Origin of the sequence: Spirillospora sp. NPDC048911, assembly GCF_043198015.1 — a bacterium.
In the GTDB taxonomy this organism is placed as follows: Bacteria; Actinomycetota; Actinomycetes; order Streptosporangiales; family Streptosporangiaceae; genus Spirillospora.
In genome coordinates, this window is sequence record NZ_JBICUD010000004.1 from 853,906 (window position 1) to 877,982 (window position 24,077).

Below are 24,077 nucleotides of genomic sequence, written 5' to 3' on the forward strand. Positions count from 1 at the left end.
TTGCGGGTCCGTCACTGACGTGACGTCCAATACAGGCCGGTGCCGCCCCGGCGAGGGGCGGCACCGGAGGCGAGGGTCAGCCGGCCGGGAAGTCGTCCGGGGTCATGGTGCGCTCGCGCACCCATACCCCGGCCGGCTTCAGCGGCGCGGTCCCCGTCCACGGCCCGTTCGGGCACGTGCCCTCCTTGAAGACCGCTCCCGAGCGCTCGTCGTCGGAGTAGTTCCAGTTCGTCCAGCTGATCTTCTTGGCGGCCATCAGATCGAGGTACTGCTGCGACCGGGTGAAGTTGTTGCCGCCGTCGCCCGAGGACGTCTGGGTACCGAACTCGGTCACGAAGATGGGCAGCCGGTCGGCCGCCCGCGACAGGGTGCTCAGGTACTCCGACCCGTGCGAGGCCGCGTAGAAGTGGAACGTGTACATGATGTTGGACGCGTTCACCGGGCTGTTGACGATCTCGTTCTCGGTCGCCCCGTCGGACACGCCGAGCGAGGACCACGCCCGGGTGCCGACCAGGATCGGGGTGTCGGGATCGTTCTGGCGGATCACCGGGATGAGGTTCTCGGCATAGCTCTTGATCTTCGCCCAGCTCACCCCGTTCGGCTCGTTGGCGATCTCGTAGAGGAGGTTGTTCTTGCCGTTGTGCCGCTGGGCGATCTCGGTGAAGAACGTCTTGGCCCGGCTCAGGTTGTAGTTGGGGTCGCCGGGGCTGAGCATGTGCCAGTCGACGATCGCGTACATGCCGCGCGAGGTGGCCTGCTCGATGAGGTTGTGGACCCGGTCGGTGAACAGGCGCGGGTTGGTCTCGTACCCGTCCTCCTGGATGTACATCGAGATCCGCAGGACGTCGGCCTTCCAGTCCTGCGCCAGCGCGTTGAGCGAGCCGGTGTTGAGGCACTGGTAGTACCACTGGAGCCCGTGGCTGCTCATGCCGCGCAGCTGGATCGGGTTGCCGTGCTGGTTGCAGAGCTTGGTCCCGCAGACCTTGAGCTGCCCGTTGGCCTCGACCGGCGTGCCGGGGTTCGGCGTCCCGCCCGCGTCGACGTCGAGGTAGTCGAGGTTGGGGCCGCCGTTGGCGGTCGTGGCGGTCAGCCGGACCGTGTTGGCGCCCGCGTTCAGCGCGGCGGTGAGGGACGAGGTCGCCCACGTGGTCCACGCGCCGGTTCCGGCGAACGCGCGTCCGGCCGACACCGTCGCGCCGTTCACCGTGACGTCCATCGGGCGGTTGGTGGTGGTGCCGTTGGCGTACCGGATCGCGAGGGTGGTGCTGCCGGCGGACGCGGCGTTCACCGTCCACTCCACGTAGCTGCCGGTCGCGTTGGTGCCGTTGACGAATCCGCTCCCCGAGTAGCCGGCGTGGTTGGACTCCACCACGCCCTGCGAGATCGTCGCGTTCTCCGCCTCGTACCGCACGGGCGCCGCCGCGGCGTCCGCCACGTGTACCGGCACCAGCAACGCCAGGGCGGCGAGAACGGCCGTCAAGCGCGCGATCGCTCGCCTTCTCATGATGCGACCTCCAAGCGTTCGGGGTTGGGGGTGACCGTGTCGAGGAAGTCCAGGTTGGGCAGGCCGCCCGTGCCGGTGGCGGTGAGACGGATCGTGTTGGCGCCCACGTTCAGGTTCGCCGCGGCCGTGCCGGTGCGCCAGAGACTCCAGGCGCCGGTGGGGGCGAACGCCACGGTGCCCGCGGATGCCCCATTCACGCTCAGGGTGGCGGGCCGGTCGGCGGTGCCCGCGTTGGCGTAGTCGAAGGCGAGGGTGTGCTGGCCCGCCTGCGCCGCGTTCACCGTGAACTGCACGTAGCTGCCGGTGGCGTTGGGGGTGTTGACGAATCCCGTGCCCGAGTAGCCGGAGTGGTTGCGGTCGACGGTGCTGCCGGTGCCGGAGGTCGCGTTCTCCGCCTCGTAGCGTGTGGACGTGCCGTTGCGCGAGACGCGGTAGAGCACCGTGCCGTGCCCGGGAACGGAGGCGCTGATCGCCCCGGTGGTGCTCCGCGTCGCCTTGCTCCACAGGTCCTTGAGCGTGTACGAGGCCGAGCCGCCGAGCCCGATCGCGGCCGCCGTCGTGCCGATCGTCGCCGCCGACGTGGTCTCGTTGGACAGCGCCACGGCACGGTCCCCGTTCGCCAGGGTCTTGCTGTAGACGACGAGGCCGCCGGAGGAGCTCACGACGGTGGCCTGGCGGCCGAGCCTGTCCTGGTCGACGGCGATGACGTCGGTGTTCTTGAGGATCGTGAACGTCTCGTCGGACACCTTGCGCAGGTCGGAGCCGATCAGCAGCGGGGCGGCCATGACGGCCCAGAGGCTGAAGTGGGTGCGGTATTCGGCCGCGGTCATGCCGCCGTTGCCGACCTCCAGCATGTCCGGGTCGTTCCAGTGGCCCGGCCCGGCGTACTGCGCCAGGACCCGGTTGGCCTGGGCCTTGCCGATCATGCTGCCCCAGTTGTCGCTGATGTCGCCGGTCGTCCGCCAGAGGTTGCCGACGTCCTTGCCCCACTCCCAGACGCGCGGCGGGCCGGTCCTCCCCCATTCGCAGATGGAGTAGACGATGGGGCGGCCGGTGTTGGCGAGCGCGTCACGCATGCGCGTGTAGCGCAGCTGGGCGTCCACGTTCTGGTTGTTGCAGTTGTCATATTTCAGGTAGTCGACGCCCCAGCCGGCGAAGAGGGCGGCGTCTCGCTGCTCGTTGTTGAGGCCGCCGGGAAAGCCTCCCGTCCCGTTGCAGGTCTTGGTTCCGGCGGAGGTGTAGATCCCGAATTTCAGTCCCTTGGAGTGCACGTAGTCGGCGACGGCCTTGATGCCGTTCGGGAACCGGGTCCGGTGGGGCACGAGGTTGCCGCTCGCGTCCCGCTGCGGCTCGGCCCAGCAGTCGTCGATGTTGACGTACTGGTAGCCGGCGTCCTTGAGCCCGCGCGAGACGAAGATGTCGGCGATCGACTTGACCATCGCCTCGTTGAACTCGGCTCGGCAGGCGGTGGTGTTCCAGTTGTTGAAGCCCATCGGGGGCGTGCGGGCGAGGCCGTTCTCCAGGGCGAGGCTGTTCTCCGAAGCGATCGCCGGCACGGCCGGCGCGACGCGCGCGCCGGCCGTGCCCGTCGCGACCGCGCCGGAGGCGGCCAGCAGGGCGAGGGCGGTCAGGACCGCGGACGTTCTCCTGGCAGGGGGCACGGAAGGTCTCCTGAGGAAGTGGGGCGGTAGGGGCCGGGAAGGTGGATTCTGGCTGGGGTGCTCAGGCTGGCAGGGCGAGATGGTCGAGGTTTGGCCCGCCGTTGGCCGTGGTCGCCGTCGCCCTGACGGTGTTGGCGCCCGCGTTGAGGGTGGTCGTGACGGTGGCGGTCGACCAGGTCGTCCAGGCGCCGGTCCCCGGGAAGGCGAGTTCGTCGGAGGCGAGGACGCCGTTGACGGTGATGTCCATCGGCCTGTTGGCCGTGGTGCCGTTCGCGAACCGGAACGTGAGCGTCACGTTGCCCGCCTGCGCCGCGTTCACCGTGAACTCGACGTACGACCCGGCGACGTTGGTGTAGTTGACGAAGCCCGTGCCGGTGAATCCCGCGTGGTTGAACTCCACCACGCCCTGCGAGATCGTCGCGTTCTCGGCTTCGAGCCGGTTGCCGGGCACCGGTGTGCAGGCCTGCGTGGAGCCGCCGGTCGCGCTCACCCGCAGCGCGCCGCCGCCGGTGTCGGTGCTGTTGGCGACGCAGTAGCCGGTGATCGACTGGAAGCCCATGTCGAACGGGCTGCCGCTGCCGCGTTCGGCCGTGAAGCGCTCGAACGACACGCCGCTGCCGGTGTTGGCGATCACCGCCGGACGGCAGTCGTTGCTCACGAACTGGACGGAGCTGTCGACGAACTTGATGTCGTGGGCGTTGTGGATGTACCAGCCGTACGACGGCCGGGTGCCGATGCTGTTCGGGTTGTAGTTGCCGGGGTCGTTGCTGGGCACGCCGGTGCCCATGCAGCCGTTCCCGCCGGGCACGGTGAGGTCGACGTTGGTGAACGTGACATTGCGGATCCGGTTGCTCGCGCCCGACTCGCCCCACAGCGTCGCGGTGAAGTTGTTACTGCTCTGGCCGGACGAGGTGACGTTCTCGTAGGTGATGTTCTCGATGCGCCCGACGCCCGGGCCGTCGCCGCACCGCCTCCGGGTGCCGACCTTCTCCATGATCGCGCTGCGCACGTTGGTCATGGCGATGTCCTTGTAGTGGACGTCGGAGATGACCGTCCCGTCCATCGACACCATGCCGAGGCCCGACTTGTTGGAGCCGTTGATGGTGATCCGCTCGAACCGGTAGTCGGTGAAGTCGCCGCACGTCTCCGAGCCGAACATGAGCGCGTTGCAGCAGCCCGCCGACAGCTTGGAGTCGGTGACGGTGACGTGGCCGTTGTCGTAGGTCCGGCCCAGCGCCCAGTCGCTCTTGAAGGCGAGCGCGTCGTCGTTGGCCGAGATGTCGGCGTTGGTGATGGTGACGTTCTGGGCGTTGATGACGTTCCAGCCGTCCCTGTCGCTGACGGTGTCGACGCGCAGCCGGTCGGACGAGATGTTGGTGCAGGCGTTGGTGAGCATGGCGAAGTGCCCGCCGCGGCGCAGCGTGATCCCGTTGACGTTCAGCCCCTCGCAGCGGGTCAGCGAGATGATCTTGTCGGCCTCGCCGGAGTCGGGGTTGCCGGTGATGAGGTTGCCGCCGCCGTCGATCACGCCCGAGCCGGTGAAGCACAGGTTCGACAGCCGGTCGCCCCAGATCATCGCGTTGTGGAAATGGCTGTGGCCGTAGTCCTGGTACTCGTCGTTCGGGTTCGACTCGGGCGGGTCGTAGTCGTCGTTGGGCGAGCCCAGGATGGTCGAGCCGCTGTCGAGCCGGATGGTGATGTTGCTCTTCATGTGGATGGAGCCGGCGGACCGGTAGGTGCCCGGCGGGAACTGCACGACCCCGCCGCCGGCCCCCGCCGCGGCGTCGATGGCCCGGTTGATCGCGCCGGTGTCGCTGGTGGAGCCGTTGCCGGTCGCGCCGTAGTTCCGCACGTTGTAGGGCTCGCCGTCCGGGCACGTGATCGGCGCCCGCGCCGGGGCGGCGGTGGTACCGGCGGGTGCGGGCCGCGCCGCGTGCCCGATGACGGACGCCGCGGTGGCCGTCTCGGTCCCGACGACGATCAGGACGGCCGCCGCCAGGAGCGCGACGAGGGCGGGCAGGGACGGGACGCGGTAGCTGCGCATGGTGTCACTCGCCTCATCCGATGGTGATCTTGTCGAGGTTGGGGCCGCCGCCCTCGGTGGTGGCGGTGGTGCGGATCGTGTTGGTCCCGGCGTTGAGCGGCACCGTGAGGGTGGCCGTGGCCCAGGTGGTCCAGGCGCCCGTCCCCGGGAAGGAGCGCGCGGCCGACACCACGGCGCCGTTCACGGCGATGTCCATCGGCCGGTCCGTGGTGGTGCCGTTGGCGTAGCGCAGGGTCAGCGTCGCGTTGCCCGCCTGCGCGGCGTCGACGGAGAACTCCACGTAGGAGCCCGCGACGTTGGTGAAGTTGACGAAGCCGGTGCCGGTGTAGCCGGCGTGGTTGGACTCCACCACGCCCTGCGAGATCGTCGCGTCCTCCGCCTGGTGGTCGCCGGGGCCGCCCGGACCGCCCTCCCCGGGATATGCGGTGCCGATCCATGCCTCGTCGACCCGCAGCCGCGCGACGCCGTGGCTGTTGACCTTCTCCACCCGCACGTGCCGCGCGGTGGTATCGGCGGGCAGGTCGATGAACTGCACGCCCCGGTGGTTGGGCAGCGTCCCGGTCTTGATCGGGCTGCCCCAGTCGCTGCCGTTGTCGCTGACGTAGACCCGGTAGTCGCGGATCCGTGCCGAGCCCGACGCCGGGTAGGTCGTCGAGTCCTCGCGCTGGTTGATGCCGACGTACCGCACCCGCTTGGCCGAGCCGAGGTCGAACCGCAGCGACACCGGCTGCGCGGACGTGGCGTCCCAGTAGGTCAGGTAGTCGCCGTCGGCCGCGTGCGAGGCGGGGTGGCCGCTCGCCGAGGCGCTCGCGCTCATGGTGTACGAGGACGGCGGCAGGATCCCCTCGCGCCCTGCCGTCACGACCTTGAACACCGTGTCGTACTGATCCCAGCTGGAGATGCCGCTGAGCGTCAGCGTCCCGCCTGACTGGGCGAAGGTCACCGCGGCGCCCGTTCTGAGGTTCGTCACCGCGGCGACCTTGTAGCCGTTGTCGCGGATCCGCAGCGTGCTGCCGGATGGCGCGGTGACGACGTGCACGTAGTGCCGGTTCGGGTCGGTCTTGCTGATGGTGGTGACGCCGTGCGCGCCGTCGTTCCAGAAACCGGGCTTGAGCCCGCCGTACATGTAGCCGCCGCCCTCGGTGCCGTAGAGCGACTCCCAGATGTTCTCCAGGTAGGTGTTGGCGAAGGTGTTGAACGCCTCCTGCGCGGGCGGCATCCGGCCCGCCTTCATCGGCGTCTCGGCCATCAGCGCCTTGATCGACGACCCCGCGTTGGTGACGAGGCGGCCGAGCGTCAGCCGGCGGTCCACCGAGTTGTCCGAGCCCGTGTACCACCACGCGCCGCTCGTGGGCAGCTTGAAGTCGGCCTCGATCAGCCTCGGCGCCGCGGTGTAGACGGCCTGCGGGTAGTCGTAGGACGGCGTCATGCCGGTCTTCTGCTCGTTGCTGATCATGTCCATGATCGGCGTGTCCTCGTTGTTGTTGCTGAGCGTGAGGTCCGGCCGGTCGCGCCGGATCCGCTCGTACAGGCCGTTGCGCTCCCAGTAGGCGTTGTCGTTGTCGATCCAGAAGCCCGCCAGGCCCGCATAGCGCTGCATGACCTCCACGAAGTTGTCGTAGGAGAACTCGCCGAACCCGTCACGGGTGTGCAGATCGACGGTGTGGCCCTTGTACGAGGAGTAGGCGGAGGAGTTGAGCCAGCTCTTCCCGGAGCCGAGGCCCTCGTTCCACCACTGCGGGTCGTCGGTCATGTAGAGGATGACCTTGACCCCCTGGCTCTGGGCCGCCGTGATCAGCTCGCCGAGGAAGTCCCGGCCGGTCCGGCAACTCCCGGGGATCGCCGACGGCCAGGGCCGCGCGTAGCCGAGCCTGCTGTGGAACGTGGCGAGCACGATGTACTGCGTGTGCAACTTCTTCGCCTCGTTCACCCAGTACGAGGGACTCCAGCCGCCGTCCGTCACGGCGGACTCCCACGCGCCGCAACTGGTGTGCGCGGGCGAGGTGCGCATGCCCCAGTGCAGGAAGAGGCCGCCGACGGAGCCGCGCAGGAACGCCTGGCGAGGATGCTGCGGCTCGGCGTTCGCAGGCGAGGCCGCGGGCGGTGCCGCGGTCACGGCGAGCACCGCCGTGACCGCGGCGACCATCGCGAGCACCCTGCCGGAGAGGTGTCGGAGCGGTGACCGCATGGCTCTCTTCTCCCTGCCACGTCAGCCGACGTCGGACCGGAAGAGCCGGTCCGCCGTGCCGTCGCCGTTGTTGTCGGAGTTGGTCGTGCCGAACCACAGCGCGTTGGCGCCGGGCACCTTCACCACCGCGCGCAGGCGTCCGTACGTCCCGTTCCAGTACGAGTTGGCGGAGACGACGTTCGGGCCGTCGAGAACGATCCGCCACATGCGCTGGCCGCGCAGCGCCGCCATGAACAGCGCGCCGTTCACGTAGGCGAGACCGCTCGGGGACGCCGAGGACACCGACCAGGTGCGCTTGGGGTTGGTCATCCCGGCGGTGCCGCAGTTCCCCTCGCAGTCCGGCCAGCCGTAGTTCTTGCCGGGCTCGATCAGGTTGAGCTCGTCGGCGGAGGAGTCGCCGAGCTCGGAGGACCAGAGCCGTCCCGCCGAGTCCCAGGCGAGCCCCTGCGGGTTGCGGTGGCCGTAGCTGTAGATCCGGGTGCCGAACGGGTTGCCCGGGGCCGCCGCGCCCGACTTGGTGACGCGGAGGATCTTCCCGTTGAGGGAGTTGCGGTCCTGGGCGAGGTTCTCCTGCTGCGAGTCGCCGGCGGTCGCGTACAGGTAGCCGTCCGGGCCGAACCTGATCCGCCCGCCGTTGTGGTAGCGGCTCTTGCGGATGCCGGTCACGATCGCGGTGTACCCGGTGAGCGACGAGCCGTTGAAGGCCATCCTGGCGATGCGGTTGCCGTCGGACGAGGTGTGCATGAAGAACACCTCGTTGTCGCTCGCGCCGTTCCAGCCCGGGGAGAACGCGACGCCCATGAGGCCGCCCTCGCCGTCGGTGGTCTGGCTGTTGGGCACGGTGCCGACCTGGGTCTTGCCGGACCCGTCCTTGTTGATCTTGAAGACCCGGAACGTGTCCCGTTCGGTGACGAGGGCGAACGTCCCGTCCGGCGACCAGGCGATGTCCCACGGGATGTCCCAGCCGCCCGACACCTGCGCGGGCGTGCCGGGGGTGTTGCCGCAGCCGCTCGTGGTGAACGAGACGACGTTGCTCTTGGCCGAGGTGTTTCCGGCGGCGTCACGGGCGACCACGTGCAGGCGGTAGGCGGTACCGCACGCCAGCACGGTCACGGTACGGCTGGTCGCGGGCGGGTTGCCGGTGACCTGGTCGATGACCGCGTTGTTATCGTCGTTGCGAATCTGGTAGGCCGTGACTCCGACGTTGTCGGTCGACGCGGTCCAGGTGAGGCTCACGCTCGTCGATCCCACGTTGGAGCTCGTGAGGCTCCCCGGCGCGGTCGGCGGTTGCGTCTCCCCCGCCTTGGTGCGGCAGGTGACCTCGGGGCTGCTGGCCGAGACCTTGCCCGCGGCGTCCCTGGCGAAGATCGAGATCGTGTACGTGGTGTTGGCGGTCAGCCCGGTGACCGTGTACGGCGGGCCGGGCGGGTTCGGAGCCTCAGCGATCTTCTGGCCGAGGTTGTAGATGTCGTAGGCGACCACGCCGACGTTGTCGGTGGAGGCGGGCCAGTTGAGCCTGATCGTCGTCTCGCCGATGTCGGCGGCGGCGCAGACCGGCTGGCCGGGCGCGGTGGGCGGCTCGGTGTCGCCGGGCGGCCCGACGGTCAGCCGGTCGAGGTTGGGTCCGCCGGTGGCCGTCGTGCTCACGGTCGTCACCGTGTTGGCGCCCGCCCTGAGGGTGGCGTTGACGGAGATCTCCTGCCAGTCCGTCCAGGCCGAGGTGCCCGGGAACGACTGGCTCGCCGCGACGGTCGCGCCGTTGACGGCGATGGACATCGGCCGGTCGGTGGTGGTGCCGTTGGCGTACCGGAACGTCAGCGACGCGGGCCCGGCGCTCGCGGCGGTCACGGTGAACTCGACCGAGGAGCCGGCCACGTTGTCGTAGTTGACGAAGCCCCTGCCGGTGAACCCGGCGTGGTTGGACTCCACCACGCCCTGCGAGATCGTCGCGTCCTCGGCCTGGTAGTCGTTGCCGGGCGCGGCCACCTCGACGTCGAGGCAGTCCAGGTTGGGCCCGCCGGCGTCGCTCGTGGCGGTCAGCCGGACGGTGTTGGCGCCCGCGTTCACCGGCGCGGTGAGGGACGAGGTCGCCCACGTGGTCCACGCGCCGGTCCCGCCGAACGCCCGCGCGGCCGACACGACCGTGCCGTTCACCGCGACGTCCATCGGACGGTTCACCGTCGTCCCGTTGGCGTACCGGATCGCGAACGTGGCGGTCCCGGCCGACACCGCGTTCACCGTCCACTCCACGTAGCTGCCGGTCGCGTTGGTGCCGTTGACGAACCCGGTGCCCGAGTAGCCGGCGTGGTTGGACTCCACCACCCCCTGCGAGATCGTCGCGCTCTCCGCCTCGTACCGCACGGGCGCCGCACCGGCGGGCGCCGCCGTCACGGCCGCGAGCAGCCAGCCGATGAGCGCCATCGCCGTCGCCGCCGCCAGCGCGCGCTGCCGGGTCTTCCACGAAGCTCGGGGACGCATGATCCCTCCGTCTTTCCGACTGCCGGACGGGCGGGGGAGCCAGACCGGAAAGGTTGGATCTATGCCTCACGTCTTGTCACGGTCCGGCACCGCTGTCAACGGATTGAAATTTCACATCTCGACGTCGAAACTCTGAAAACCGCCTGTTAACTGGGCGAAGGCGATCGGGCGGCGCCCAAAATAAGTTAGGAACCTTTACAGAAGAAACATCGGATGTATTGTGATGGCGGCCGTCTCGTCCACCCCCGCACCGCGAGGAGGCCCAGTGTGATCACGGCAGTGCTGCTGATCTCCGCCCTGCTGACCGCCGCCACCACCGCGCCGCGGCTCCCGGCATCCGAACCGGCACCGATTCCGGCACCGGCGGCGGTATCGGGCAAGGCTCCCGCGCCCGACTGGTCGACGGCGATGGTCGAGGCCACGATGCGCCGCCACAGCCCCGGTTCGCTCGGCGGCTGGTCCTACACCCGGGGGCTCTATCTCTACGGCCAGTACCTCGTCTACCAGCGCACCGGGGACCCCCGTTACCTGCGCTACATCAAGGACTGGGCCGACCGCTTCGTGGACTCCGGCGGCGGTATCGGCCAGAGCTTCAGCAACCTCGACAGCATGGAGTCCGGCAACGTCCTGCTGATCCTCGCCCGCGAGACGGGCCAGGCCCGCTACCGCGTCGCCGCACAGAAGATCCGCAACCGGCTCAAGTCGTACCCGCGCACGTCCGACGGCGGCTGGTGGCACTCCACGTCCGACTCGCGGGAGGGCCAGCTGTGGGCGGACGGCGCGTTCATGGTGAACCCGTTCGTCATCCGGTACGGGCAGCAGTTCGGCGACGCCGCGTGGGGCGACGACGAGTCGGCGCGGCAGATCGAGATCTACGCGAGCCATCTGCTGCGCACGTCCGGCGACGCCGCCGGGCTGCTCTACCACGCCTACGACCAGCCGGGCGGACGCACGGCGAGCTGGGTCAAGCCGGCACTCGGCCACACCAACGGGATCTCGTGGTGCCGCGCCATCGGCTGGTTCGGCATGGCCGCCATCGACGTCCTCGAACTGCTCCCGCCCGCGCACCCGCGGCGGGCCGCGCTGATCGAGCTCATCCGGAAGCTGGTCCCCGCGTACGCGCGCTGGCAGGACCCGGCGACCGGCCGGTGGTGGCAGGTGGTCACCGAGCCGGGCAACTCCGGCAACTGGACCGAGACCTCCTGCTCCTCGATGTACACCTTCACCCTCTCGCGCGCCGTCGAGCGCGGCTACGTGGACGCCTCCTACCGCGATGCCGCGCGCCGCGGCTACCAGGGCGTGCTGGCGCGGATCTCGCTCACCTCCGACGGCCTGACCAACCTCACGACCATCTCCGAGGGCACCAACGTCGACGACGTCCTGAGCTACTACTTCAACCGTCCCCGTACCACCAACGACTTCCACGGGCTGGGCGCCTTCCTCATCATGAACGAGCAGATGATCAGGACCGGCGACGGGCAAGGAGAATCATGACCACCTCACGCCGGACCTTCCTCAGGGGCGCCGCGCTCGGCGGCGGGCTCGCCGCGGCCGGACTCCCCCTAGGCTCCCCTGCCATGGCGGCACCCACCTGGCAGCTGCGCTGGTCCCCCGTCCCGAGCCGGGACGGGCTCCGGGCCTTCGAGACGATCGAGGACGACAGGGCCGACTCGCATCCCTCGGGCCAGCCGCACATCCTCGTCGAAGGAGACCACTACCGCTGGAACATGCACATGTCCGACCGCGACACCTCGACCGACCGGCAACGCCAGGAGGTCACCGGCGGGCGGAACCCCGCCGGTGGCGCGTACCTGCGGATGTTGTCCGGCGAGACCTGGCGCCTCACCTACTCGATGTTCATCCCGAACTCGCTGCGCGCCACGACCACGTTCACGCACATCATGCAGACCAAGCAGCCCGGCAGCGGAACCTCGCCGATCACGGTGACGTCCCTCCGCCGGGTGAACGGCCGCCAGACGATCGAGCACAAGGTCTTCGAGCCGAACATCCTGGTGGGACGCACCGATCTCGAACCGCTGCACGACAAGTGGATCGACATCGAGTACGAGATGAAGATCGGCAACGGGAGCGCGGGCTCGGTCCGCTGGGCGGTCCGGAGCGCCGGGACGACGATCGTCGACGCCCGGCGCTCCGGCGTGGACACCTTCCTCGCCGACCGCGTCCGCCCCAAATGGGGCATCTACCGCTCCCTCGGCGACACCTCCGGCTCGCTGCGCGACTGCCACCTGCTCATCAGGGACCTCCGCGCCTACCAGCTCACCGGCAGCTAGGCGGGGAGCCCCCAGGGTGGGGCCGGGGTGCCGGCCGCCACCGGTTCCACCCGCAGGTCGGGGCGGTGCCCGGCGCTGTGCACGACCACCTCCTCACCGCGGCGCATGCCGATCTCGACGTCCCCGTTCGGCAGGACGCGCCACGGCACCCGGCGTCCCGACGCGCTGCGGACCTTGAGCGGGCCCGGGATGCCGGGACGGAGGCGGCACGGAGCGCCGGCGAGGCTCTTCAGCCGGATGAACTCGGTGCGCCCCGACCGGCGCACGGCCGACAGGAGGAAGGCGCCCTGCGTACGGAAGTCGTGCACGGCGAGGTTCGGCCAGGAGGCGGGGATGGCGGGGAACACGCGGATGACGTCGCCCCAGCTCTGGCAGACCATGTCGTGCAGGGACTGCGCGGCGGACAGGGGCGTCTCGATGACCGGGCCAGACTCCTTGTACATGGTGTTGGGCTGCACGAAGCGGCGCAGCAGCTCCGACAGGTAGAACGCGGCGTCGTCACCGCGCTGCATCTGCGCCGACATGGAGGCCGCGCCTGTGAAGCTGTAGCCCTGGAGAGCGCCTTCGAAGCTGATCCAGTGCTTCAGTGACCGGTCGATGAGCTCGCGCTTGTCCGGCTGCTCCCAGGTGACCTCGTACAGCGGATAGACCATCAGCATGTGCGAGTAGTGCCGGTGCGACTTCGCGAACGGCACCCCGGCCCCGATCATGTAACCGTTCCCGTCGACCGGGTAGTCGGTGAGCGTGGCGAGGATCTTCTTCCACTCGGGCACCAGCGGGTCGTGGGCGCCCAGGGTCTTCACGGTGTCCAGCAACGTCTGGCAGCCCCACCGGATCAGCGCCAGGTCGTAGTTGCAGTCGGGCGCGTTGACGCCGTACTCCGGCGAGAAGGTGAACGGCAGGTGCAGCCGCCCGTCGGCGCCAGGGGCAAGGAAGTGGCGGTAGTAGTTCACGGCCCGGCGCAGCAGCGGGTAGAGGACGTCGCGCAGGATCGTGCGGTCCATGGTGTGGCGGTACGACAGCCACACGTTGTGCAGCGCCCAGATCAGGTTGCCCACCTCGGGCGTCGGCGACGTCTGGCCGGGGATGCCCACCGGGAAGCCGCTGTTGCCGGTGCCGCCGCTGTTGAGCAGCGTCATGTCGGTCGTCCGCGGGATGCCCGCCGAGTCGGCCCGGTACTTCTCGTCGACCTGGTCGACGAGGTTGCGGCGGTACCGGTCGAGGCTGCGGGTGACCGCGTCGAGCTCCAGATGGTTCGAGCCGTGGATCATCCAGTATTCGAGCTGGACGTTGAGGTTCCACCAGACGGCGGGCCACGGGGTCGGCTCCAGCCAGGGGCCGCTGGTCGCCATCACCGGCGCGTCCCGCCGCGCCGCCGAGGCGATCTTGTAGAGCTGGATCTGGTAGAACGCCTGCGTCCGCCGGTCGGGCAGCGACAGGAAGCTCTTGCGGTAGTAGGCGTGCCACCATGCGCGATGGTCAGCGGTGAGGGCGGTGAACGGGCGGCGGGCGGCGGCGCGCACCATCCGCACGGCCTCGCCCTCCGCCGCCGTCCCGGGGAACGACCAGGCCACACCCGCGTACAGGGTGCGCCGCGGGCCGCGCCGGGTCTCCTGCCAGGCGGTGACGTGCTGCCCGCCGGCCAGCAGCGGCTGCACGATGACCTCCAGGTCGCCGTGCCGCGTCACCGACGGATCGGGGTTGGCGGTGTAGCCCTCGGGCGGCGGCTTGTTGAAGATCGGATCGGCGCGGGGACTGATCGCCTTGGCCGGATGGAAGACCCAGCGGAAGCCGCGTTCGCCCTCGCTCGGATACACCTCGACGGCGAGCACCGACCGATCGTTGTGCACCATCGCGCGCAGGGTCAGGCTGCCGACCGCCGTGGTCACGGTGCCGCGCAGCTCGGCGTTCCACAGGTCGAGCCGCCAGTCGACCGCGGTGATGGCGCCCACCGGCTCCAGCGTCAGGTAGCCGATCGGCAACCGGGCCAGGCCGAACAGCGAGCCGAACTGCGGGCGGTGGTCCTGCACCTGGCTGTGCTGGACGTTGAAGCGGATGGCGTTCGCGCCGGGCTCGGCGTAGATGCCCGACCCGAGCAGCGCGTTGCCGAGGAACGGGCCGTCGTACCAGGTCTGCGGCAGGCGCTTCCAGATCAGGTCGGAGTCCGCGAGGAACCGCGGCCAGTCGACCTCGACGTCGACGAGGCCGCCGCCGAGACCGCCGTCCACGGTCGCGGCCGTGGCCGTTCCCCCGATCAGCGTGGCGGACGCCGCGCCGGCGGCCGTGGCTCCCAGCATGGTGCGGCGTGAGATCCCGGTCATGGGGTCGTCGGTCACAGGGGTCACCTCCAGGTCAGGCCCGCGACATGGATGTCGCCGTCGGCGATGGACACGTCCCGGGCGCTCGACGCGCCGGTGACGAGAACTCGGGCCGGGTCACGGAACCCGGCGATCAGTTCGATCCGCTGCACGGGCTTGGCCGTGGCGATCGTGGCCTCCGGGCGCCAGGAGCGGCCGGGCACGAGGAGGTACGTCGCGATGCCGGGTTCGCCGTCGCGCGTGGTGTAGACACGCCAGACGTCTCCGGCGACCGGCTCCATCTCACGCGTGCGCAGCCCGGACGCGACCTCCGTGGTGTACCAGCGGCCCGCCAGGCGGCGGGAGACGTAGACGTGCCACAGCCCGGTGCCGTCGGCTGCGGACCACACGGTGAACGGGCGTCCGTTCGCCGTGGTGCCGACGAGCTGGATGTAGTCGGGCGACTTCAGGTCGGCGGGACGGACGAGCGGCGTGACCGCGACCTTGCACTCGTGTTCCTGCTCGTCGTCGGTGAGCTGGACGCCGAGCCCGCGCCCGCCCGGGCCATGGAAGCGCAGGGTCCGGGGGTCGAACGCGGCGTGGTGAATGTCCTTGTGGAAGTAGTCGTGCAGATGCTGGCTGGGGCCGCCGCCCGCGAGCGTCCACACCAGGTGTGCCCGTTCGGGCAGCCCGTGGCCGCCGGGGTCGTACCGGAGCTGGCCGATGTAGATCTCGTTGAGATTGTCCGTGCGATCGGTCGAGCCGAGCGCGTACGGGGCACCGGTGATGGCCGCGGAGCTCTCCCAGGTGCGGCCGTGATCGCGGGAGCGCAGGTAGAGCATCGGGCGGGTGTCGCTCGGCACGGCCGGGTCGATGGTCTTGGTCGTCTCGCGGAAGAACACGAAGATCTCCCCCGACCGGGCCCGGAACGGCATCGGGTAGCTCGCCGCCGCGCCCTCGGCGACCGTGCGCACCTGCCAGGGCCCGTCGATCGAGTGCGGGCGGGCGGAGCGCGCCACCACCGTGCCGGAATTGTGCATGCCGACGATGAGGAGCAGGTGCCCGTCCCGGGCCTGGACCAGGGTCGGGTAGTTGTGCGAGTCGTTCTCGCCGTCGGTCACCTGGAGCGGCTCCGACCAGGTACGCGAACGGTGGTCGTAGGCCTGGACGAACCCGTTCTCGTACTGCCCGCCCCACGAGATGAACGTGCGGCCCACGACCGGATCGTGCACGCCGCCCGCCACCGGCCGCCGGTCAGTGCGGGCGGCAACGGTCGCGGCAGGCGTCATCAGCTGGAAGACCGGCTTGCCCGTCGCCGCCCGCGCGCCCTCCGAAGTGAACGCGGAGGCGAGAGCCCCACCAGCGAGAAGCCCGCCGGTGGTCAGCACCGTTCGCCTTTTCATGATGGTCTCTCCAGCGTGAGGGAGAAGAGATGAGGACGAGGCCGGGTGAGGGACGGCAGTCTGAGTGCGGTGAGCTCCCGGGCCGGGTCCAGATCCGCCTTCTGATGGAAGATCGTCACCGCGACGTCCTTGGCGCCCGTCCGGGTATGGAACTGCGGCGCCCGCAGCGCGGCGGACTCGCCGTACGCGGGGTTGCTCTTCCAGTCGGTGAGCCGGAGCGGCACCTCCGCCGTGCTCCCGTCGGCGTAGACGGCCGTCACGGTGGTGGAGGTGTTGCCGTTGTCGCTCGCGGCGAGCACGTGCAGCCGGACGTAGCGGCCCGCCGGTACGGGGATCGTCTGCCCGGACGCGGTGACGTTGTTGGCGGTGCCCTCGATCCCGTTGACGAACAGGAACTCCGTGCCATCGGAGGTCACCCGGCCGGTCTGCGGCAGGGACGCGGCCGGGTAGGTGGCGCCCGTTCCGTCGAAGTCGCCGTCGCCCATGAAGAACTCGCTGGTGATGCCGTCGTTGTCGAAGTGCGCGGCGAGCTCGACCGGCACCGCCTGCCCGGCGGGCGGGAGCGGCGGCAGGCCCCACGCCGGTGCCTCGGCCGTGACGCGGACCGGGGCGATCACCAGGTCCGGGTCGGTTCCCCGGACGTGCACGATGGCCTCCTGGCCCCGGGCCAGGTCGATCTCGATCACGCCGCCGCCGAGGTCGCGCCAGGCGGGCGGGCGGCCGCGTGCGCCGCGCACGGCGGGCCTCCCCGGAAGGCCGTGCCGCACCCGGCAGGGCTCCCCCGCGAGGCTGAGCACGCGGACGAATCGCGTGACCCCCTGCTTGCGCACGGCGCTCACCTGGAAGGCGCCCTCGGTCAGGAAGTTGTGCAGCGTGACATCCCGCCAAGCCGTGGGCACGGCCGGAAAGACGCGGATCACGCCGCCCCAGCTCTGGCAGAGCATGTCGTGCAGCGACTGCGCGCCCGACAGGGGCGTCTCGATGACCGGCCCGGCCTCGTAGTAATGGGTGTTGGGCTGGGCGAAGCGCGCGACGAACTCCCGCAGGTACTTCAACGCGTCGTCGCCGCGGCCCGTCGCGGCCGAGATCGACGACGCCCCGGTGAAGCTGTAGCCGCGCAGGGCGCCCTCGAAGCCGATCCAGTGCCGCAACGACCGGTCGATCAGGTCGCGGTCCTGCGGCCGGTCCCAGTTGACCAGGTAGAGCGGGTAGACGGCGAGCATGTGGGAGTAGTGCCGGGGCGACTTGGCGAACGGCACGCCCGTCCCGACCATGAACCCGTTGGCGTCGACCGGCGCGTCCACGAGCGTGTCGAGGACCTCCTGCCAGCGGGAGGCCAGCGGGTCGTCCACGCCGAGGCGCTTGGCGGCGTCGAGCAGCGTCCGGCAGCTCCACCGGATCAGGGCGAGGTCGTAGTTGCAGTCGGGCGCGGCCCCGTACTCCGGCGAGAAGGTCGGCGGCAGGTGCAGGCGTCCGTCGTCACCCGGCTTGAGGAAGTGGAGGTAGTAGTTCATGGCACGGCGCAGGATCGGGAAGACGACCTCGCGCAGGATGCCTTCGTCCATGCTGTGGCGGTACGTGAGCCAGGCGTTGTGCAGGAGCCACGGCAGATCGCCGATTTCGGGGTCCGCTGAGTAGCCGGGCGCCCCCACGTAGCCCGCGTCGTCGAACTGCCCGTCGGTGCTGCGCCTCAGCCCCATCGAGTCGGCGCGGAACTCCGGGCGCAGCGCGTCGACCAGGATGCGCTGATACGACTTCAGCGAGCGCGGGATCGGATCGAGCTCCAGGTGATCGGACCCATACGCCGGCCAGTACTCGAGCTGGGAGTTGAGGTTGTTCCAGACCGAGGGCCAGGGCGTGGGCTCCAGCCACGGCCCGGTCGTCGCCATGATCGGCGCGTCGGCGCGGGACGCCGAGGCCAGCTTGTAGAGCTGGATCCAGTAGAAGCTCTGCAGCAGCCCGTCCGGCACCGAGATGAAGCTCTTGCGGTAGAAGCGGTGCCACCAGGCCCGGTGCTCCCGTTCCAATCCGCCGAGCCGCGGCGCCTCACGCACGGCGCGCAGGGCCTTCGCCTCGGCGGTCGACTCCGGATGGGAGTGCGCGACCGAGAGGTAGAGGATCCGCTCACCGCGTTCACGCCGCTCGGTGTGCGCCGTCACGGTCTGCCCGCCCGCCGCGAGCGGCTGGACGGTGAGCGTGACGCCGTCCTCTTCCCGGGTGGACGGGTCGGGGTTGGGCTGCATCGCCTTCGGCGGGTCCTCGCGGATGATCCGAGGGCTGACGGCCTTCGAGGCGCGGTAGACCAGCCGAGCGCCGTTCTCCCCCGGGCTGGTCCGGATCGCGACCGCCAGCAGGGAGCGGGCGCTCTCGATGAACGCGCGCAGCCGGATGCGCCCGCGGCTCGTGGTGAGGATGCCGCGCAGCTCGGCGTTCCAGAGGTCCAGGCGCAGGTCGACGCCGGTGATCTCGCCGACCGGCTCCAGCGCGAGGTTGCCGACCGGCAGCCGGGCCACGCCCCACTCGTTGCCGAACGCGGGCCGGTGGTCCTGCACCTGGCTGTGCTGGACGGTGAACCGCAGGGCGTTCCTGCCGGGCTCCTGGTAGACCATCGAGCCCAGGAACCCGTCGCCGAGGAAGGGCCCCTCGTACCAGGCGCGGGGCATCCGCGCCCAGTGCAGATCCTGCTGTTCGAGGAACCGCTCCCAGGCGCGGTCGGTGCTCATGAGGTCGCGCAACCCGCGCCTGGGGGCCACGACGTTCGGCAGGGGCACCGCCACGGCTGCGGCGCCGCCGAGGAAGCCTCGGCGTGACGGGATGAACGGATTCATCGGCCCGCCCCCTGGCCGCAGGTGAGCGTCGGCGCGGCCCAGTCGCCGCGATCCCACCGGTAGCCGTCAGGGCTGCCGTCAGTGACGATCCGCAGGAACGAGGCGCCGCGCAGATCACCGTCCAGGTGCACGGCGTCGTCCTGCCAGGTGCGCACCCCGCTGTCGGCGGCCTTGGTGCCGTCCGCCCAGATCTGGAAGATCGCCGTACCCTGCGCCGGTTCGGGTCGCGGATCCCGTTCGTCGTCGATGCCGACGTCGGTGGAGAGCGAGGAACAGGCGCCGTCGAGGTAGAAGATGAGCTCGGCGGGTGCGTGCGTGCCGAGGCCCGTCGCGTACGTCTTGCCGTTGATGGTCATCGTCCGGCCGTCGCCGGGCTTCGCGCCGCCCACCGAGGTGTTGCGCTCGACAGGGCCGAGGCCGTTGCGCACGGTGGCCCACCGCACATCACCCAGGTTGGAGGCACCGGACGGCACGCGTTCGGGCACGATCAGCTCTTCAGTGGCGACCGACCTGACCTTGCCGCCCGCAGCCGAGCGATAGGCGAGCGTCCCCTTCAGCTCATGCCGCCCCGGCGGAAGCCCGGCGGGCAGGGTGATCCGGTAGCGCGTGGAGAGCCGTCCGCCCGGTGCCAGCACGGCCGTGCCCGTCCGGCCGAGGGGCTCGGCCTTCCAGCCGTCCGGAGCTGCGATCGTATGGCGCACGGCGAGCATCGGCGTGCGGCCCCGGTTGGCCACGGTGAGGTCGGCGGTGAACGGACGTCCCGCCGGCGTGATGGTGCCCGGGATGCCCGCCGCCGGAGCCGCGAGGCTCAGCCCGTACTCGGCGAGCGGCGGCTGCCGCCACCAGTCCTTCGCACCGGCCTTGATCCGGTAGACCACCGTCCCATGCGCCGGTACGGACGCCGAGAAGGTGCCCGAACTCTCGAACGAACGATGCGCCCACAGATCACGCAGCACATACGAGGGACGCTTCGGCAGGCCGAGCTCCGCAGCCGTAGCCCCGAAGGTGGCGGTCTCTTCACTCTCGTTGAAGAGGGCCACCGCGACATCGCCGCCGGCCAGCGGCTTGACCAGCACCCAGCGCCCGCCGGCGTCGCGCAGCACGCGGGCCTGCACGCCGAGCGCGTCCTGGTCCACGGCGATGACCTCGCGGTTGCCGAGGATCTCCAGCGTCGCCGGCGTGGTCTTGCGCAGGTCCGAGCCGATCAGGAGCGGCGCCGCCATCATCGACCAGAGGCTGAAGTGCGACCGGTACTCCCGGTCGGTCATGCCGCCGTTGCCGACCTCCAGCATGTCCGGGTCGTTCCAGTGGCCGGGCCCGGCGTACTGGGCAAGCGGGACGTTCAGCTTGAACAGGGAGACGACCGACGTCCAGCTGTCGGTGATGTCACCGGTCGTCCGCCAGAGGTGGCCGACGTCCTTCCCCCACTCCCAGGGCTTGTTCTGGCCCCATTCGCAGATGGAGTAGACGATGGGGCGCCCGGTCTTCTTGAGCGCGTCGCGCATCTTGGTGTAGCGCTCGACGGCGGGCCGGTTCTCGTTGTTGCAGTTGTCGTACTTGAGGTAGTCGACGCCCCAGTCGGCGAACGTCTGGGCGTCGAGCTCCTCGTGGTCGAGGCTGCCGGGCATGGTCTTGGCGCAGGTCTGCGTGCCCGCGCTCGTGTAGATGCCGAGCTTGAGGCCCTTGCCATGCACATAGTCGGCGAGCGCCTTTATCCCGCTGGGAAACCGCTCATGGTGCGCCACGTACCGCCCCGTCACCGCATCACGCTGCGGCTCGGCCCAGCAGTCGTCGATGTTGACGTACTCGTAACCGGCCTTCTTCAGGCCGGACGAGACGAAGATGTCCGCGGTGTCGCGGATCATCTGCTCGTTGATGTCGCATCCGGTCGCGTTCCAGTTGTTGAAGCCCATGGGCGGCGTCAGGGCCAGCCCGTCGGGCAGCGAGGCGGCCGGAGCCGCGACGGCCGGGGCGGGGCCGGCCGCAAGGGACACGAACGAAGTGAGCAGCAGGCTCGACAGAGCCGTCAGAAGCGTCAGGCGCGCAGGCAACGGGGGGCTCCCTTCCGCGATCCTCAGGAAGATACATCGGATCTTTACACGGGAACTCGCAAGAAGAAAGCGCTTACTGAAGATATTTCGGCCAAGAGGTCTGATCTCTTGTTCGACGGGCCGAACGCGGACAGCGGGCGCCCGCCGGGCTCTCGGAGATCGCGTGGCCAAGACTCGCTTAAGCGACTCCGGCGACCATGGCCATGCATGGTGCCGCGTCGCCCCATTCGCGGGCACACCATGTCACCCACGCGAAGGGACGGAGAACGTGACCAGATCTCAACACGCAGTCGTGCTCGGCGGCAGCTGGGCGGGTTTGCTGGCCGCCCATGTGCTGGCCCGCCACCTGGGGTCGGTCACGCTGGTGGAGCGGGACGTCCTCCCCGGCCGCCCCGAGCAGCGCAAGGGCCTGCCCCAGGCCCGCCACGTCCACGTGCTGTGGTCGGGCGGCGCCCGGATCGTCGACGACCTGCTGCCGGGCGCGATCGGCCGGGCGCTGGCCGCGGGCGCACGCAAGGTCGGTTTTCATGAGGACGTGGTGACGCTGACGTCACACGGCTGGCAACACCGCTTCCCGGCGAGACAGTACGTCATCATGGGCGGCCGGCCGCTGCTGGACTGGGCGGTCCGCGAGCACGTCCTGGCCGGCTCCCGGATCGAGCTGCGGCAGCGCACCGAGGCCGTCAGGCTGATCGGCGACGGCAGGCGGGTCTCCGGCGTGGAGGTACGCGCCCTCGACGGCGGCGCGCGAGAGGTTCTCGACGCCGATCTCGTGATCGACGCCACCGGACGCGGCTCCGGCCTGCGCCGGTGGTTGTCGGCTCTCGGCCTTCCGCCGATCGAGGTCGACGTCGTCGACGCGGGCATCGCGTACGCCACCAGGGAGTTCGCGGCCCCTCCCGGCGCGACCGGCGGCTTTCCCGCCGTCAACGTCGCCGCCGACCACAGGGAGCGCAAACCCGGCCGCTTCGGGGTCGTCTTCCCGCAGGAGGGCGGCCGGTGGATGGTGACACTCTCCTGTACCCGCGGCGGAGACCTGCCGACCCGCGAGGAGGACTTCCTGCCCTACGCGCGATCGCTCCGCGACCCCCTCGTCGCCCAGCTCATCGGCTCGGCAGAGCCGATCACCCCGGTCTTCGTGTCGCACATCGGGGCCAACCGGCGGCTGTACCCCGAGCGGCTCGACCGATGGCCGGACGGCCTGCTCGTCCTCGGCGACTCGCTCGCGGCCTTCAATCCGATCCACGGCCACGGGATGAGCGCCGCCGCCCGCGCCGCGGCCGTGCTGGACGGGTGGCTGACCGAACACGACCTCGGTCCCGGCGAGGCGCACGGCCTGCAGCGCGCGATCAGCGAGACCGTGGACGATCCATGGATCATGGCGGCGTCCAGGGATCTCGACTACGTCAATTGCCGCAACCAGTCCAGGGACCCGCGTCTGAACGAGGGAGCGGCCGTGACGCGGCAGTTCGTCGACCTCATCGCCGGCAAGGCGATGAGGTCACGCGAGGTGTCCGACGTGGTCACGGACGTGGTGAGCATGAGCGCCCCGCAGTCGGATCTCGGCACGAGCCGTTTCCTGTCCCTGATGCAGCAGCCGGACGACGGCCTCGCGGTGCTCAGCGAACCGCCGCTGGGAGCGCGGGAACTCGCGATCGTGAACCTGGACCGGCGCTCGGAGACCATTCGCACCGTTGGTCGAGCGGCAGGCGGTTGAGCGGCAGGCGGTCGAGCGGCGGCAGGCGGGCCCGGGCCGGATCATCAGGCCCGGGCCTTGCCGCTCATGACAACCCGAGCTCGTTGTCGACGAAGTCGAGTACCTGGTCGACGTTCGCCGATTCCAGCCGCTCGGCGGCGCTTGCGTCACCGGCCCCGTCGCGGGACGCCTTCCAGTTCCCCAGCAGGGCCTCCAGCCGTGCGGTGACCGACCCGGAGTCCATGCCGTCGTCGGGGAGCGCGCCGAGCACCCCTTCGAGCCTGGCCACCTCGTCGAGCGCGGCGTCGAGCGCGGCGGGGCCCGACAGCGCCGCATCCGCCGGGCTCAGCCGCTCCTGGAGATAGTCGGCCAGGGCGCCGGGGTCGGGGTGGTCGAACACCAGCGCCGCGGGGAGGCGCAGGCCGGTGGCCGCCGCCAGGAGGTTGCGCAGCTCGACCGCGGTGAGCGAGTCGAAGCCGAGATCCTTGAAGTTGACCTCCGGACGCACCGCGTCGGCATCGGGGTGGCCGAGCGCTGCGGCGGCATGGGTACGGACCAGCGTGAGGAGGAAGTCCCGCCGTTCCGCGGGGGGCAGCCCGGCGAGCCGTGCCTGGAGTTCTCCGGGCCGCGCCTGGGCGCTCGCCGCCGGTCTGCGTACGGGCCCGGCGGCCAGGTCGCGCAGCATTTCCGGCGCCTCCCCGGGCAGCGCGGCGGCGTCGAGGTCGAGCGCCACCAGGCGGTCGCGCCCGTCCCGCACCGCCGCGTCCAGAAGGGCGAGCGCGTGATCGGTCGCCAGCGGCCGAAGCCCGCCGCGTCGCATGCGGGTGAGGTCCGCTCGGGTCAGCTCGGCGGTGATGCCGCTGGCCTCTTCCCAGAGCCCCCAGGCGATGGACTCTCCGGGCAGGCCGGCGGCGCGGCGCTGGGCGGCGAGTGCGTCGCAGTAGGCGTTGGCGGCGGCGTAGTTGGCCTGGCCGGGGCTGCCCAAGGTGGCGGCGGCCGACGAGAACATCGTGAAGAAGCCGAGTCGCTGGTCGGTGGTGGCGGCATGCAGGTTGGCCGCGCCGGTCGCCTTGACCCGCCAGACCCCTGCCATCTGCTCGCCAGTGAGATCGGTGACCAGCCCGTCGTCGATGACCCCCGCGGCATGGATCACCCCGGTCAGCGGATGGGCCGGGTCGATGCCGGTCACCAGATCACGCACGGCCGCCGGGTCGCCGATGTCGGCGGCCACGATCTCGACGTGCGCCGACAGGCGGCCGGCCAGGTCCGCGGCGCCGGGCGCGTCCGGGCCGCGGCGGCTGACCAGGAGCAGGTTCCGGACGCCCCAGGTCCGGGCCAGGTGCTCGGCGACCAAAGCGCCCAGGGTGCCGGTGCCTCCAGTGATCAGCACGGTCCCGTCGGGGTCGAACACGGCGGGAACGTCCAGCACGATCTTGCCAGTGTGCCGGGCCTGGCTCATGAACCGGAACGCCTCCCGCGCCCGCCCCAACGGCCAGGCCTGCACCGGCAGTGGCAGCAACGCACCGGACGCGAACTCCTCACCGAGCCGGGTGAGCATCGACTGGATGCGCTCGGGCTCCACACCAGTGGCCAGGTCGAACGCCCGATACCAGACCCCGGGATCGGAACGGACGTC

At 70.4% G+C, this 24,077-nt stretch carries 13 protein-coding genes; 3 read left to right on the top strand and 10 right to left on the bottom strand.

Annotated elements, in window-relative coordinates; translation table 11 throughout:
- Positions 1-76 precede the first annotated feature (76 nt).
- The 5 genes from ACGFNU_RS22620 to ACGFNU_RS22640 form a co-directional block, all read right to left on the bottom strand.
- A complete protein-coding gene (locus tag ACGFNU_RS22620) occupies positions 77-1,504 on the bottom strand; it encodes a cellulase family glycosylhydrolase (protein ID WP_392596433.1) in 1,428 nt (475 codons plus the stop codon).
- Positions 1,501-3,165, bottom strand: coding sequence for a CBM35 domain-containing protein (locus ACGFNU_RS22625; RefSeq protein WP_392596435.1), 1,665 nt, complete (start codon positions 3,163-3,165; stop codon positions 1,501-1,503). The genes ACGFNU_RS22620 and ACGFNU_RS22625 overlap by 4 nt, the downstream gene beginning before the upstream one ends.
- Before the next feature lie 61 nt (positions 3,166-3,226).
- Positions 3,227-5,209, bottom strand: coding sequence for a glycosyl hydrolase family 28 protein (locus tag ACGFNU_RS22630; RefSeq protein ID WP_392596437.1), 1,983 nt, complete (start codon positions 5,207-5,209; stop codon positions 3,227-3,229).
- Positions 5,210-5,222: 13 nt separating this feature from the next.
- On the bottom strand, positions 5,223-7,397 hold the full coding sequence (locus ACGFNU_RS22635; RefSeq protein WP_392596439.1) for a discoidin domain-containing protein: 2,175 nt from the start codon (positions 7,395-7,397) through the stop codon (positions 5,223-5,225).
- 21 nt (positions 7,398-7,418) lie between these two features.
- The gene (locus ACGFNU_RS22640) at positions 7,419-9,875 is read right to left on the bottom strand and encodes a PQQ-dependent sugar dehydrogenase (RefSeq protein WP_392596441.1); all 2,457 of its coding nucleotides are present in this window, start codon (positions 9,873-9,875) and stop codon (positions 7,419-7,421) included.
- 267 nt (positions 9,876-10,142) lie between these two features.
- On the opposite strand from ACGFNU_RS22640, the gene ACGFNU_RS22645 reads away from it, so the two are divergent.
- Entirely contained in the window at positions 10,143-11,369 is a 1,227-nt protein-coding gene (locus ACGFNU_RS22645; RefSeq protein WP_392596443.1) for a glycoside hydrolase family 105 protein, read from the top strand.
- Entirely contained in the window at positions 11,366-12,166 is an 801-nt protein-coding gene (locus tag ACGFNU_RS22650; RefSeq protein ID WP_392596444.1) for a twin-arginine translocation signal domain-containing protein, read from the top strand. Before ACGFNU_RS22645 ends, ACGFNU_RS22650 begins: the two co-directional genes overlap by 4 nt.
- On the opposite strand, the gene ACGFNU_RS22655 is transcribed toward ACGFNU_RS22650, so the two are convergent.
- Genes ACGFNU_RS22655 through ACGFNU_RS22670 form a run of 4 tightly spaced genes read right to left on the bottom strand, consistent with a single transcriptional unit; the run spans position 12,163 to position 20,745 of the window.
- A complete protein-coding gene (locus ACGFNU_RS22655) occupies positions 12,163-14,502 on the bottom strand; it encodes a Tat pathway signal sequence domain protein (RefSeq protein ID WP_392596446.1) in 2,340 nt (779 codons plus the stop codon). The genes ACGFNU_RS22650 and ACGFNU_RS22655 overlap by 4 nt on opposite strands.
- Before the next feature lie 5 nt (positions 14,503-14,507).
- Positions 14,508-15,866, bottom strand: coding sequence for a BNR-4 repeat-containing protein (locus tag ACGFNU_RS22660; RefSeq protein WP_392596448.1), 1,359 nt, complete (start codon positions 15,864-15,866; stop codon positions 14,508-14,510).
- Positions 15,863-18,694: a Tat pathway signal sequence domain protein gene (locus ACGFNU_RS22665; RefSeq protein WP_392596450.1), complete on the bottom strand. Its 2,832-nt coding sequence runs from the start codon at positions 18,692-18,694 to the stop codon at positions 15,863-15,865. Before ACGFNU_RS22665 ends, ACGFNU_RS22660 begins: the two co-directional genes overlap by 4 nt.
- A complete protein-coding gene (locus tag ACGFNU_RS22670) occupies positions 18,691-20,745 on the bottom strand; it encodes an NPCBM/NEW2 domain-containing protein (protein ID WP_392596452.1) in 2,055 nt (684 codons plus the stop codon). Before ACGFNU_RS22670 ends, ACGFNU_RS22665 begins: the two co-directional genes overlap by 4 nt.
- A 268-nt stretch (positions 20,746-21,013) precedes the next feature.
- Between ACGFNU_RS22670 and ACGFNU_RS22675 the strand changes: the two genes are divergently transcribed.
- Positions 21,014-22,462, top strand: coding sequence for an NAD(P)/FAD-dependent oxidoreductase (locus tag ACGFNU_RS22675; RefSeq protein WP_392596454.1), 1,449 nt, complete (start codon positions 21,014-21,016; stop codon positions 22,460-22,462).
- Between the two features lie 64 nt (positions 22,463-22,526).
- Here ACGFNU_RS22675 and ACGFNU_RS22680 read toward each other — a convergent pair.
- Positions 22,527-24,077 (bottom strand): SDR family NAD(P)-dependent oxidoreductase (locus tag ACGFNU_RS22680; RefSeq protein WP_392596456.1); only part of this gene is annotated, 1,551 nt, incomplete at its 5' end.

What these genes read in the sequence shown, in the direction of transcription:
- ACGFNU_RS22630 (WP_392596437.1), bottom strand. Translation starts at nt 5,209, where the DNA reads ATGCGCAGCTACCGCGTCCCGTCCCTGCCCGCCCTCGTCGCGCTCCTG.
- ACGFNU_RS22620 (WP_392596433.1), bottom strand. Translation starts at nt 1,504, where the DNA reads ATGAGAAGGCGAGCGATCGCGCGCTTGACGGCCGTTCTCGCCGCCCTG.
- ACGFNU_RS22650 (WP_392596444.1), top strand. Translation starts at nt 11,366, where the DNA reads ATGACCACCTCACGCCGGACCTTCCTCAGGGGCGCCGCGCTCGGCGGC.
- ACGFNU_RS22660 (WP_392596448.1), bottom strand. Translation starts at nt 15,866, where the DNA reads ATGAAAAGGCGAACGGTGCTGACCACCGGCGGGCTTCTCGCTGGTGGG.
- ACGFNU_RS22640 (WP_392596441.1), bottom strand. Translation starts at nt 9,875, where the DNA reads ATGCGTCCCCGAGCTTCGTGGAAGACCCGGCAGCGCGCGCTGGCGGCG.
- ACGFNU_RS22635 (WP_392596439.1), bottom strand. Translation starts at nt 7,397, where the DNA reads ATGCGGTCACCGCTCCGACACCTCTCCGGCAGGGTGCTCGCGATGGTC.
- ACGFNU_RS22665 (WP_392596450.1), bottom strand. Translation starts at nt 18,694, where the DNA reads ATGAATCCGTTCATCCCGTCACGCCGAGGCTTCCTCGGCGGCGCCGCA.